Origin of the sequence: Azospirillum fermentarium (assembly GCF_025961205.1) — a bacterium.
Classification (GTDB): domain Bacteria; phylum Pseudomonadota; class Alphaproteobacteria; order Azospirillales; family Azospirillaceae; genus Azospirillum; species Azospirillum fermentarium.
Genome location: NZ_JAOQNH010000001.1, coordinates 956099 through 968502, shown reverse-complemented (window position 1 = coordinate 968502; position 12404 = coordinate 956099). Strand labels below are relative to the sequence as shown.

The window sequence follows — 12404 nt, the reverse complement described above, 5'->3', positions numbered from 1 at the left end:
AAAAGAATGCCCCCTCCGCCCACGGGCGGAGGGGGCGCGCACGCCCGCCCGTTACTGAACGATGGCGATGTTGACGGCGGCATCCTTGCCGTTGGAGCCGCGGGCCACCTCGAAGGTGACCTTCTGCCCCTCGCTCAGGCCGCGCAGGCCGGATTTCTGCACGGCGGTGATGTGCACGAACACATCCTTCACCCCGCCTTCGGGTGCGATGAATCCATAGCCTTTGGTGGTATTGAACCATTTGACGGTGCCGGTCGCCATGGCCGCGTTCTCCCTGGTCTTTTGGTCGTGCGCGGGCCTGGGGCTTGCGTCTGCGTCATCTGCGTATGCGTCAGTCGTCGAACACCGGCACGCGTGCTGAAGCGCGGCAGACCGACGGAGCGGCCGCCACAGGAGAAAGGCTAAACTCTGCCTTCCCCCCCCGGCAATCCGGCTTCCGGTGATATGCACAAGGGCACGCCCCGGCAAAACCGCCTAAGCCCACGACTGCGGGTTAGACGGACGGCATGTCTGACGGACGATTCGACTCAGCGAAGCTCGGCCAGACGGGCGGCCTCGTCCTCGGCGGTGAGCGCGTCGATGATCTCGTCCAGCGCCTCGCCCAGCATCACCTTGTCGATCTTGTACAGCGTCAGGTTGATGCGGTGATCGGTCACACGGCCCTGGGGGAAGTTGTAGGTGCGGATGCGTTCCGACCGGTCGCCCGATCCCACCTGGTTCTTGCGGTCGGCGGCCCGTTCGGCGTCAAGGGCCGAGCGTTGCAGGTCGTAGAGGCGCGACCGCAGCACTTTCATGGCCTTGGCCTTGTTCTTGTGCTGGCTCTTCTCGTCCTGCTGGCTGACCACCAGACCGGTTGGCAGGTGGGTGATGCGCACGGCGCTGTCGGTGGTGTTGACCGACTGGCCGCCGGGCCCGGAGGAGCGGAAGACGTCGATGCGCAGATCCTTGTCGTCGATCTGCACGTCCACCTCTTCGGCTTCGGGCAGCACGGCGACGGTGGCGGCGGAGGTGTGGATGCGCCCCTGCGCCTCGGTCGCCGGCACACGCTGGACGCGATGAACCCCCGATTCGTACTTCAGGCGTGCGAAAACGCCGCGGCCCGTGATGTTGGCGATGGCCTCCTTGTAGCCGCCGATGCCGGTCTCGCTGACCTCCATCACCTCGAATCGCCAGCCGTGCAGGGCGGCGTAACGGCGGTACATCTCGAACAGGTTGGCGGCGAACAGGGCGGCCTCGTCGCCGCCGGTGCCGGCGCGCACCTCCAGGATGGCGTTCTTCTCGTCCGCCTCGTCCTTGGGCAGCAGCGCCACCTGCACCGCCCGCTCCAGCACCGGCAGCCGCTTGTCCAGATCGCGGATCTCGTCCTCGGTCAGGGCGCGCATCTCGGCGTCGGCGTCCGGGTCGGCCAGCAGGGCATCCAGGCCCGCCCGCTCGTCCCGCGCCCGGTTCAGCGCGGCGATGGCCTCGGCCACCGGGGTCAGGTCGGCGTATTCCTTGGACAGCCGGGCGAAGCTGGACGAATCGGCGGTGCCCGCCGCCAGCGCGTCGCGCAGTTCGTCATGACGGGCCAGCACCCGGCGGTATTTGTCCTCAAGGCTCACGTCGATCCGTCCCCTTCCGCCGCATCGTCCCGGCCGCGCTGCCGGTCTGTATGGTCCAAACCGAACAGGGCGGTCAACAGCCGCCCCGCCTCTTCCGCCCCGCCTTCCGCCGTCCCGCCCGCCGCCATGGCCTTCAGCGCCTCCGACGGGGTGTGCAGCAGGCGGTTGATGAGCAGGCGCGTGGCCGCGCCGGCGTCCAGCCCCCCGTGTTCGGCCAGCACCCGGCGGCGTTCGGCTTCGAAATGCGCGCGCAGGGCGGCCACCGCCGGCACCGCCGCCCGTTCCGCCCGCCCGCGGGTGAAGGCGGCGATCTGCTCGTCCACGATGCGCCACGCGGCCTGCAGCGCGCCCTGGCGCCCCACCCGGCCCTGCAGCGCCACCCGCTCCAGATCGGCCAGGTCATAGACGAACACGTCGTCCAGCGCCGCCACGCCGGGGTCCACGTCGGCGGGAATGGCGGCGTCGATGACGAACACCGGGCGGTAGCGCCGCCGCTTCAGCGCGACCTTCACCGGCTCCGGCGTCAGGGTGTAACGGCCCAGGCCCGCGGCGGTGACCACGATGTCGGCGGCGTCCAGCGCGGCCCCCACATCGGCCCACGGCACGAAATGGGCGTCGCGCCGCCGCGCCGCCGTCTCCCCCCGGCGGTCGTTGGGGGCGGCCAGCGATACCCGCGTCAGCCCCGCCTCCCGCAGGCCGTCCAGCACCAGCCCGCCCATGTCCCCCAGCCCCAGCAGCAGGGCGGCCCGCCGGTCCAGCCCGCCGTGGACGTCGCGGGCCACCTGCACCGCCGCGGCCACCACCGACGTGGCGCCCTCGGCGATGGGGGTTTCGCTGCGCACCCGCTTGGCGGCGGCATAGGCGGCCTGCAACAGCGCCTCAAGCTCGGGGCCGGTCAGGCCGGCGGCGGCGGACAGGCGGTGAGCATCCTTCACCTGCCCCAGCACATGGGGCTCGCCGATGATCTGGCTGTCGAGCGAGCTGGCGACGGCGAAGACGTGGCGCACCGCCCCGTCGCCGGTCTGGATGAACACTTGCCCGGCCAGCCCATCCACCGGAACGCCGGCCCGTTCGGCCAGGATTTCCGTCACCAGCCGGGCGGCGTCGGCGGGGCGGGGGTGGACGCCCAGCACCTCCACCCGGTCGCAGGTGGACAGCCACACCGCCTGTTCCAGCCCCGCCGCGCGCAGCCGGGCCAGCAGGGCCGGCAGTTCCGGTTCCTCCGCCGTCAGCCCGTCGCGCACGGCACCGGAACAGGTGCGGTGGTTGGCACCGACGACGAAATAGGCGGCGGTCACGGGGCGGAGGGTGCGGACGCCGCCTTTTCCGCTTCGATCTCGGCCACCTTCTTTTCCACCAGGCCTGCCAGATGCTCGACGATGTCGGCGTCCTTCAGCCGGTGGTCGGTCAGGCCCGACAGATAGACCTGATGGGTGTTGTTGCCGCCGCCGGTCAGGCCGATGTCGGTTTCCCGCGCCTCACCAGGGCCGTTGACCACGCAGCCGATCACCGACAGCGTGAGCGGGGTGGTGATGTGGGCCAGCCGCTTTTCCAGCGCGTCCACCGTCTTGATGACGTCGAAGTTCTGCCGCGCGCACGACGGGCAGGAGATCACCGTCACCCCGCGCCGCCGCAGGCCCAGCGTCTTCAGCAGGTCATAGCCCACCAGCACCTCTTCCGCCGGCTCCGCCGACAAGGAGACGCGCAGGGTGTCGCCGATGCCCGACCACAGCAGCATGCCCAGCCCCACCGACGATTTGACGGTGCCGGCGCGCAGCCCCCCCGCCTCGGTGATGCCGATGTGCAGCGGATAGTCGCACGCCTCCGCCAGACCCTGGTACGCGGCGACGGCCAGGAACACGTCGGACGCCTTCACCGAGATCTTGAATTCGCGGAAATCATGGTCTTCCAGGATGCGCGCGTGGTTCAGCGCGCTTTCCACCATGGCCTCGGGGCACGGCTCCCCGTATTTCTCCAGGAGGTCGGATTCCAGCGAGCCGGCGTTGACGCCGATGCGCATGGAACAGCCGTAGTCCTTGGCCGCCTGCACCACCTCCCGCACCCGGTCGGGAGAACCGATGTTGCCGGGGTTGATGCGCAGGCACGCGGCCCCGCTCTGCGCCGCCTCGATGGCGCGCTTGTAGTGGAAATGGATGTCGGCGACGATGGGCACGTTGACCTGACGCACGATGTCCTTCAGCGCCAGGGCCGATTCGCGGTCGGGGCACGACACCCGCGCGATGTCCACCCCCACCCGTTCCATGGACCGGATCTGCTCCACCGTCGCGGCCACATCGGTGGTGGGGGTGTTGGTCATGGACTGCACCGAAATCGGCGCATCGCCCCCCACCAGCACCGACCCGACGCGGATCTGGCGGGACTTGCGGCGCTGGATCTGGCGGTAGGCTCGCACGCTCATGACAGTCTGCCTGTGTTTTTCGGACCGATTCAGATCAGTGGGGCTTGGCGCCCAGGGATTCCACCGGCACGTCGCGCATCACCTGCCCCGCACTGCCCAGCGGTGCGCCGGGAACGCCGCCGATGATGGGAATCAGCCCCCCGGCGTTGCCGGTGCGCATCTTCAGCCCCGGCTTGTTGTCGGGCACGCGGTAGACGTCGCCGGGCTTGAGCACGCGGGTGAAGATCTCGGTGTTGCCGTCGCGGATCTGCAGCCAGCTGTCCTGGGTGGCGCGGATCTGGATGTGGGCGCTGGCGTTCTGGCTGCCGTAGGTGCGCTTGGGCGGGCCGAGGTCCGCCGGGGGTTCCGCCGCCGCGGCCACGGTGGGCACCGGGGCGGCGGCGCCGTTGCCCGACAGGGGCGTGGGCTCCTGGGCCGCACCATCGCCCTCCTCCTCCTCGCCGCCGGGGGCGGGGGGCGTGGCGGCGGCGGGCTTGGGCACCGCCGGAACCGGGGACATGGACGCCGACACCGCCGGGGCCGGCTTGGCGCCCGCCGCGGGGGCCGCCGGAGCGGGCGCGGGAGCCGCAGGCGCCGCTCCCCCCGATGCCGCCCCCCCCGATGCCGCCCCCCCCGATGCCGCCGGAGCCGCAGCCGGTGCGGGCGTGGCTGTCGGGTGGGCTGCCGGCGCCTCGCCCGTGCGGGGCAGGCCGGTGGCGGGGTCGGTGGGCGCCCGGCTGTCCAGCAGGGCCACCAGCCGTTCGGGCAGGGCCGGCACCAGATCGGCGATGGAACGGTCGGTGGCCGACAGATAATACCACACGCCATAGATCACCCCGGCCACCACCAGGGCGCCCAGCAGCAGCGCGCCGCCGGGCACGCGTCCCTCGGTCACCGGGGTGGGCAGGTAGATTTCCATGCGCGGCGGCTTGGCCGCAGCCTCTTCCTTGAAGCGGCGCAGGATACCGTCGGCGTCCAGCCCCAGATACTCGGCATAGGACCGCACGAAGCCGCCGGCATAGGCGGTGCCGGGCAGGTCGCCATAGCGCCCGTCCTCGATGGCCTGAAGGAAGACGAAGCGGATGCGCAGCGTGTCGGCCACGTCGCGCAGATCCACGCCCAGCCGCTGGCGCGCGTCGCGCAGCACCGCATGGATGGGCAGCGCTGCGGAACGGGAATCGTCCCCATGGATGCCGTTATGGATAGCGTCGTGAGCCATGGCCGTGTCTTGCCCAGAGGTGTCGTGTACCCGGATGCGTCCGCCGCCGGCGGGGCCCCCCGTTATGCGCCCGAACGCCCCGGCGGCGCAAGCCGGGCGCCCCTGCCCCGTCGGCGAACCCACTTAGCAACGCCGGGCAATCCCTCTCTCGCCGCCGGCCGGGGAGAGGGCCTGTCAACCGGACTTCGCTGCCAGCCTACAGCAGCACCCCGTGGTCCATGGCGAAGGCGCGCAGCTTGGGCCGCAGACTGTGGTCGGCACCGGCCAGCAGGCTGTTGATGTACTGGCGCAAGGCACCGGCATCCAGCGAGCGCAGCATGGTCTTCACCGGCCCCACCGACGGCGGCGACATGGACAGGGTGCGGAAACCGATGCCGATCAGCGCCATGGCGTCCAGCGGGCGCCCCGCCATCTCGCCGCACAGGGACAGCGGCACGTTGTAGACCCGGCACTCCTCCACCAGCCGCTTGAGCAGCGACAGCATGGCCGGCGACAGCGGGTCGTAGCGGGTGGCGGTGCGCGGGTTGCCGCGGTCGCTGGCGAAGACGTACTGGGCCAGATCGTTGGACCCCACCGACACGAAATCCACCCGCGGCAGCAGGGAGGGAAGCTGGAACAGCAGCGACGGCACCTCGATCATCGCCCCGCGGCGCAGGCGCGACGGCGGCTCGTACCCGTCGGCGGGCAGGCGCTTCAGCTCCATGTCCAGCAGGTTCTGCGCCTGGATCAGCTCCGCCACCTCGGCCACCATGGGGAACATCACCGACAGCGGGCGGCCCGAAGCGGCGCGCAGCAAGGCGCGCAACTGCTGGCGCAGCAGCGACGGATGGTCCAGCCCGATGCGCAACGCCCGCCAGCCCAGCGCCGGGTTCTCCTCGTCGCCGCCGGCGATGTAGGGCAGCACCTTGTCGCCGCCCACGTCCAGGGTGCGGAAGACCACGGGCTTGTCGCCCGCCTCGTCCATGATGCGGGCGTAAAGCTCGGTCTGCGCCTGCACGTCGGGGTATGACGAGCGCACCATGAAGGGGATTTCGGTGCGGTACAGCCCGATCCCCTCGGCCCCGCTGGCCTTCAGATGCCCCAGGTCGATCAGCAGGCCGCAGTTCAACTGGATGGAGACCGGCGCCCCGTCGCGGGTGACCGAGGGCTTGTTGCGCACGGTGGCGAACATCTGTTCGCGCTGCTCGCGCATCTCCATGCTCTGGGCAAACGCCATCTGGATGTCTTCGGCCGGGCGGACGAAGACGGTGGCGTGGTCGCCGTCCACGATCAGCGGGTCCAGCGGCTCGATCCGGTTCATGGCGTCGGCCACCTGCACCACCGGGATGTCGAGCGCGCGGGCGACGATGGCCACGTGGCTGGACGGCGAGCCTTCCTCCAGGATCAGCGCCTTCAGCCGCCGCTGGTCGTAATCCAGCAATTCCGCCGGCCCCATGGACCGGGCCACCAGCACCAGCTCGTCGGGGAGGGCGGCGGTCTCCGCCTCCGGCTTGCGCCCGGCCAGATGAAGCTGAAGCCGGTTGGTCAGATCCTCCAGATCCATCAGCCGTTCCCGGATGTAGGGATCGGTCAGATGGCTCATGCGGGCGCGGGTGTCGTTCTGCACCTGCTGCACCGCCGCTTCCGCCGTCAGGCCCATGCGGATCGCCTCGCGGATGCGCGACAGCCACCCGCGGTCCTCGGCGAACATGCGGTAGGTTTCCAGGATGTCCCGCGATTCGCCCAGCCCCGCACGGGTCAGCGTGGCCAGCAGGGCGTCGATGGCCGAATGCATGGCGGCCAGCGCCTCGTTCAGCCGCTCCTGCTCGCGGTCGGTGTCCTCGGCCACCACCTGGCGGATGGTCAGTTGCGGGCGGTGGATGACCGCCGCCCCCTTGGCCAGGCCGGGGTTGAGCGCGATACCGGCCAGCCGCGCCGGCATCAGCGCCACGTCGCCGGTGGAGAACACCTCCTGCGGGCTGACCAGCTCGGCCTGGGCCACCAGCTCGGCCACCACCATGGCGATGGTCTGGAGGGTTTCCAGCTCCTCTTCGGCGTAGGCGCGGCGGTCCTTGTGCTGGATGACCAGCACGCCGCGCACCTTGCCGCCGCGCAGGATCGGCACGCCGGCCAGCGACTGGAACGGGTCTTCGCCGGTTTCCGGGCGGTAGGCGAAGCTGGGATGGGCCGGGGCGTTGTCGAAGGCCGACGGCCGCGCCTGGGCCGCGATGTCGCCGACGATGCCCTCGCCCACCCGCAGGCGGGTGTTGTGGACGGCGGTCTTGTTCAGCCCCTCGGTGGCGAACAGCTCCAGCACCTCGCCCGCGCGCATGACGTAGCACGAGCACACGTCGGCGCGCATCTCGGCGCCGATCAGGGTAACGATCTTGTCCAGCCGGTCCTGTCCGGTGCCGGACCCGGCCATGATGTCGCGCAGCCGCGCCAGCAGCCGCCGCGCCGCCGCTCCGTCGAAGGTCATGGTATCGCTCGTATCAACCATGCCCGGCTTCCTTCCACACGCGACCCGGAATTGCAAGGGACGTTTGCCTGACGGAATATGTCATCGGCGGGCACACCATCGCGCGAGGGGAACCATCCCGGCGGCGGAACCGCAACCGGCGTCGGGCCAAGATATAGGATGGCTGCCGGTGGTGACATGGTTTCACCGCCACCTACGCAGCAAAAAAGCGTTACCCGGCTGATTCCGAAGCAAACCGCCGGCCGAGGCTGGCGGCGGCCTGAGTCACAAGTTCGGCGATGATCTCGGCGGCGGGCTGTTCGCGGGTGACCATGCCCACCGACTGGCCGGCCATCAGCGAGCCGCTGTCCACGTCGCCGTCCATCACCGCGCGGCGGAGCGCGCCGGCCCAGTAATGCTCGATCTCAAGCTGGGCGGCCTCGCGCGTGATGGTGCCGGCGTCCACGCGGGCGGCCAGCGTGCGCTGAAGCTCCAGGAAACGGCGGGTGCCGTCGTTGGCCAGTGCGCGCACCGGCTGGACCGGCAGGCGGGCGTCCACCTGCACCGACGCCTGCGCGTCGCGGGCGGAAGCCTTGATGAACGCCTGCTTCATGTTGGGGTGCGCGATGCTTTCGGTGGCGCAGACGAAACGGGTGCCGAGCTGCACCCCCGCCGCCCCCAACTCCAGGAAGGACGCGATCGCCTCCCCCCGGCCGATGCCTCCGGCCACGAACACCGGCACCTCGCGCACGTCGGGCAGGATCTCCTGCGCCAGCACCGTGGTGCTGACCGGGCCGATGTGGCCGCCGGCCTCGCTGCCTTCGATGATGAGCGCGTCCACCCCCTGGCGCACCAGGCGGCGGGCGATGACCGCGGTGGGGGGAAAGGCCAGAACCTTCGCCCCGCCGTCCTTCAGCCGCTGGATGGTCGCCCCCGACGGCATGCCCCCGGCGATGACCACGTGGGACACCGCCAGATCGCGGCACACGCCGGTCAACGCCTCAAGTTCGGGATGGACGTTGATGAGGTTGACGCCGAAGGGCCGGTCGGTCAGCGTGCGGGTGGCCACGATCTCGGCGGCCAGCGCCTGCGGCCCCATGGAGCCGCAGGCCAGCACGCCGAAACCGCCGGCGTTGGAAATCGCCGACACCAGATGCCGTTCCGACACCCAGGTCATGCCGCCGCCCATGATGGCGGTGGCGGAGCCGAGAAATTCCCGGCCCCGGCGCCACAGGTGGTCGAGCCGGTCCCGTCCCTTTGCGTCGGTCATGAACCGGCTCCCCCGATCAGGCCGCGTCCAGGCCGTAGGCGGTGTGCAGCGAGCGCAGCGCCAGTTCGGTGTACTCCTCGGCGATCAGCACGCTGATCTTGATTTCCGAGGTGGAGATCACCTGGATGTTGATGCCCTTGTCGGCCAGCGCCTTGAACATGCGCTGGGCGACCCCGGCGTGGCTGCGCATGCCGACACCGATGACCGACACCTTGACCACGTTGGAATCGGACAGCAGACGCTGGAAGTTCAGCGCGCCCTTGGCCTCTTCCAGCACCTTGACGGCGCGGGCCACGTCGGCCTTGCCCACCGTGAAGGTCATGTCGGTGGACTTGCCGTCTTCCGAGATGTTCTGGACGATCATGTCCACGTTGATCGCGGCGTCGGTCAGGGGGCCGAAGATGGCCGCGGCCACACCCGGACGGTCCTCAACGCCGATCAGCGTGATCTTCGCCTCGTCGCGGCTGTAGGCAATGCCGCTCACCACTTCCTTTTCCACGATCTCGTCCTCGTCAACAACCAGGGTTCCGGGGATGTCGCTGCCGGCCGCCGCTTCGAAGCTGGACAGCACCTGCACGCGCACCCGGTGATTCATCGCCATTTCCACCGAACGGGTCTGGAGCACCTTGGCGCCCAGCGACGCCATCTCCAGCATTTCCTCGTACGTGACCTTGGTCAGCTTGCGCGCCTTGTTCACGATGCGGGGATCGGTGGTGTAGACGCCGTCCACGTCGGTGTAGATGTCGCAGCGCTCGGCCTTCACCGCCGCCGCCAGCGCCACCGCCGACGTGTCCGACCCGCCACGGCCCAGCGTGCTGAGACGGTTCTCGTCGGTCACGCCCTGGAAGCCGGCAACCACGGCGACTTCGCCGGTGGACATGCGCTTTTCCAGCTCGGTCGTGTCGATGGACACGATGCGCGCCTTGGAATGGGTATCGTCGGTGCGGATCGGCACCTGCCAGCCCTGCCACGAGCGGGCGGGGATGCCGATGGACTGCAAGGCGATCGCCAACAGGCCGGTGGTGACCTGTTCGCCCGACGCCACCACCGCGTCGTATTCGCGGGCGTCGTGCAGCTTGTCGATGTCGTTGCAGTGCTTGACCAACTGGTTGGTGACGCCGGACATGGCGGACACCACGACGGCCACCTGATGGCCGGCCTTGACTTCCTGCTCGACCTTGCGAGCAACGTTCTTGATCCGCTCGACGTCGCCCACCGACGTGCCGCCGAACTTCATGACGATCCGCGCCATTCCCTCACACCACTTTCCGCCGGCGGCCACAGGCCGGCATGGCCAGACCCCCCGCTCCACCGTTGCCGGCGCGGGGCGGCGTATCCATACTCCGTGAAGCCGGGATGAAGCAAGGCGCCCGGCGCGTCAATCCGACTCAAAGCCTACAGGAAAATTCCCATGAATGCCCCCGCCGGGACCATCGATGCCGCCGAAATCGCCCGTTTTTCCGCCATCGCCGCTGAATGGTGGGACACGTCGGGCAAATTCCGGCCGCTGCACAAGCTGAACCCGATTCGCCTGGGCTACATCCGCGACACCGTGTGCGCCCATTTCGGGCGCGACGCGCTGGCGCCGCAGCCGCTGTCCGGGCTGTCGCTGGTGGACATCGGCTGCGGTGGCGGGTTGCTGTCGGAACCCCTGTCGCGCATGGGGGCCGCCGTGCTGGGGGTGGACGCCGCCGAACGCAACGTCAAGACCGCCGCCGCCCACGCCGCCGAAACCGGCGCATCCGCCCAGTACCGCGCCACCACGTCGGAAGCGCTGGTGGCCGAAGGGGCGCAGTTCGACGTGGTGCTGGCCATGGAGGTGATCGAGCACGTGGCCGACGTGGACCTGTTCGTCAAATCCTGCGCCGCCCTGGTCAAGCCCGGCGGGCTGCTGTTCTTCGCCACCCTGAACCGCACGGCGAAATCCTTCGCGCTCGGCATCGTCGGGGCGGAATACATCCTGCGCTGGCTGCCGCGCGGCACCCACGACTGGCGCCGCTTCCTGCGCCCGTCGGAATTCGCCGCCCACCTGCGCACCCACGGGCTGGCGGTGAAGGGGCTGACCGGGCTGACCTATGCCCCGTTCGCCGACGAATTCCGCCTCAACCCCAAGGATCTGGACGTGAACTACATGGGCTGGGCGGTGCCGGACCCGGCGTAAACCGCCTCCAGCCTCAGGGCGGCGCCGAGACCTTCCAGCGGGACAACGGCGCCGCCGGTGTAGACCACATGGTCCCAGCCGCCGGGACCGCGGCGGTAATGGTCGATGCGCCGCTCGTCCTGGGCCACCAGCAACAGATCGGTCAGGCTGGGGAGGCGCTGATAATTCAGCCGCTTCTCCCGCCGGTCGATGGCCTCGGTCGAGTCGGACAGGATCTCGACGATGATGGACGGGGCGTGGACCACATACGGGTCATCGTCGCCCGCCGCACAGGTCACCACCAGATCGGGGTAATAGAAGGCGTTGGCCGCCTCGACGCGGACCTTGACGTCGTTGCTGTAAACCGCGCAGCCGCGCGGATCGGCTGCCGCGCGCAGGGCGATGTAAAGATTTCCCCCGATATGGTTGTGCCGCCGGGATGCCCCGACCATGGCAAAGACTTCGCCATCCACATATTCGTGGCGGACATCGGCGGTGCGTTCGGCGCGGAGGTAATCCGCAACCGGGATGCGGGAATACGCAAAAGCTTCCGACATGTGGACACGTTACCACATCAGCCGGGCCGCAGCGATGGCAAAGGCGGAACAACGCTCCTCTCCCCCGGGCAATCGGGTGAAAGGTCTTTTTTCCAGACCTAGGATTATCGTCATTCCCGCGAAGGCGGGAATCCAGCAAGAGCCGCGATAGCGGCGACATGAGTCACGCTGGCTCATATGGCGCGCAGACGCGCGCACTGGATTCCCGCCTTCGCGGGAATGACGAAAAACCTAATATATCTCTGAAGTCCTTCATCCGATTGCCTTGCTCCTCTCCCCCGGAGGGGAGAGGGCGAGGAGAGGTCTCAGGCCGCGTTGCTGGCTTCCTGCTGGGTCAGCAGCGCATAGATGGCATCGGCGCTTTCCGACCCGCGCAGCTTTTCGCAGACCGCCGCGTCCCGCAACAGGCGGGACACGCGGGCCAAAGCCTTCAGGTGGTCGGCGCCCGCCTGTTCCGGGGCCAGCAGCATGAAGATGAGATCGACGGGCTGTTCGTCGATCGCATCGAAGTCGATCGGCCGTTCCAGCCGGGCGAACACGCCGTGGACGCGCTCCAGGCCGGGCAGCTTGCCGTGGGGGATGGCGATGCCATGCCCCACGCCGGTGGTTCCCAGCCGTTCCCGTTCGAGCAGGACGTCGAAGACGGCCCGTTCGTGCTGGCCGGTCAGGTCCGCCGCCCGTCTGGCCATTTCCTGAAGGGCTTGTTTCTTCGAACCGGCCCGAAGGGTGGCGATGATGGCGTGCGGGGTGATGAGATCGAGCATGACGGTGTGCACCGTTAA

At 69.4% G+C, this 12404-nt stretch carries 11 protein-coding genes and 1 pseudogene; 1 reads left to right on the top strand and 11 read right to left on the bottom strand.

Annotated features, from left to right (window positions below):
- Nucleotides 1-51 precede the first annotated feature (51 nt).
- From M2352_RS04575 to M2352_RS04540, 9 genes and pseudogenes are all read right to left on the bottom strand, one after another.
- Nucleotides 52-261 carry a cold-shock protein gene (locus tag M2352_RS04575; RefSeq protein WP_264663320.1) on the bottom strand — a complete coding sequence of 70 codons (210 nt, stop codon included), beginning with the start codon at nucleotides 259-261 and terminating at the stop codon, nucleotides 52-54.
- A 266-nt stretch (nucleotides 262-527) separates the two neighbouring features.
- Nucleotides 528-1601 carry a peptide chain release factor 1 gene (gene prfA / locus M2352_RS04570; RefSeq protein WP_264663319.1) on the bottom strand — a complete coding sequence of 358 codons (1074 nt, stop codon included), beginning with the start codon at nucleotides 1599-1601 and terminating at the stop codon, nucleotides 528-530.
- Nucleotides 1598-2899 (bottom strand): glutamyl-tRNA reductase, encoded by a 1302-nt coding sequence (gene hemA / locus M2352_RS04565; RefSeq protein WP_264663318.1) that lies wholly within the window; start codon nucleotides 2897-2899, stop codon nucleotides 1598-1600. Before hemA ends, prfA begins: the two co-directional genes overlap by 4 nt.
- Nucleotides 2896-4020 (bottom strand): flavodoxin-dependent (E)-4-hydroxy-3-methylbut-2-enyl-diphosphate synthase, encoded by a 1125-nt coding sequence (ispG, locus tag M2352_RS04560; protein WP_264663317.1) that lies wholly within the window; start codon nucleotides 4018-4020, stop codon nucleotides 2896-2898. The genes hemA and ispG overlap by 4 nt, the downstream gene beginning before the upstream one ends.
- A 34-nt stretch (nucleotides 4021-4054) precedes the next feature.
- Nucleotides 4055-4918, bottom strand: a complete 864-nt coding sequence (locus M2352_RS04555; RefSeq protein ID WP_406567265.1) for a DUF4115 domain-containing protein — start codon at nucleotides 4916-4918, stop codon at nucleotides 4055-4057.
- A gap of 57 nt (nucleotides 4919-4975) precedes the next feature.
- Nucleotides 4976-5218: pseudogene (locus M2352_RS26565) on the bottom strand (helix-turn-helix domain-containing protein); the annotation flags it as partial.
- A 196-nt stretch (nucleotides 5219-5414) separates the two neighbouring features.
- Entirely contained in the window at nucleotides 5415-7697 is a 2283-nt protein-coding gene (gene ptsP / locus M2352_RS04550; RefSeq protein WP_264663315.1) for a phosphoenolpyruvate--protein phosphotransferase, read from the bottom strand.
- A gap of 190 nt (nucleotides 7698-7887) precedes the next feature.
- On the bottom strand, nucleotides 7888-8925 hold the full coding sequence (locus M2352_RS04545; RefSeq protein ID WP_264663314.1) for an NAD(P)H-dependent flavin oxidoreductase: 1038 nt from the start codon (nucleotides 8923-8925) through the stop codon (nucleotides 7888-7890).
- 16 nt (nucleotides 8926-8941) lie between these two features.
- Nucleotides 8942-10177, bottom strand: a complete 1236-nt coding sequence (locus M2352_RS04540) for an aspartate kinase (protein WP_264663313.1) — start codon at nucleotides 10175-10177, stop codon at nucleotides 8942-8944.
- Nucleotides 10178-10336: 159 nt separating this feature from the next.
- On the opposite strand from M2352_RS04540, the gene ubiG reads away from it, so the two are divergent.
- Nucleotides 10337-11086 (top strand): bifunctional 2-polyprenyl-6-hydroxyphenol methylase/3-demethylubiquinol 3-O-methyltransferase UbiG, encoded by a 750-nt coding sequence (ubiG, locus tag M2352_RS04535; protein ID WP_264663312.1) that lies wholly within the window; start codon nucleotides 10337-10339, stop codon nucleotides 11084-11086.
- On the opposite strand, the gene M2352_RS04530 is transcribed toward ubiG, so the two are convergent.
- On the bottom strand, nucleotides 11053-11622 hold the full coding sequence (locus M2352_RS04530; protein ID WP_264663311.1) for a Uma2 family endonuclease: 570 nt from the start codon (nucleotides 11620-11622) through the stop codon (nucleotides 11053-11055). The two genes, ubiG and M2352_RS04530, sit on opposite strands and share 34 nt — an antisense overlap.
- Before the next feature lie 305 nt (nucleotides 11623-11927).
- Nucleotides 11928-12386 (bottom strand): PTS IIA-like nitrogen regulatory protein PtsN, encoded by a 459-nt coding sequence (gene ptsN, locus M2352_RS04525; RefSeq protein ID WP_264663310.1) that lies wholly within the window; start codon nucleotides 12384-12386, stop codon nucleotides 11928-11930.
- Nucleotides 12387-12404: the final 18 nt, after the last annotated feature.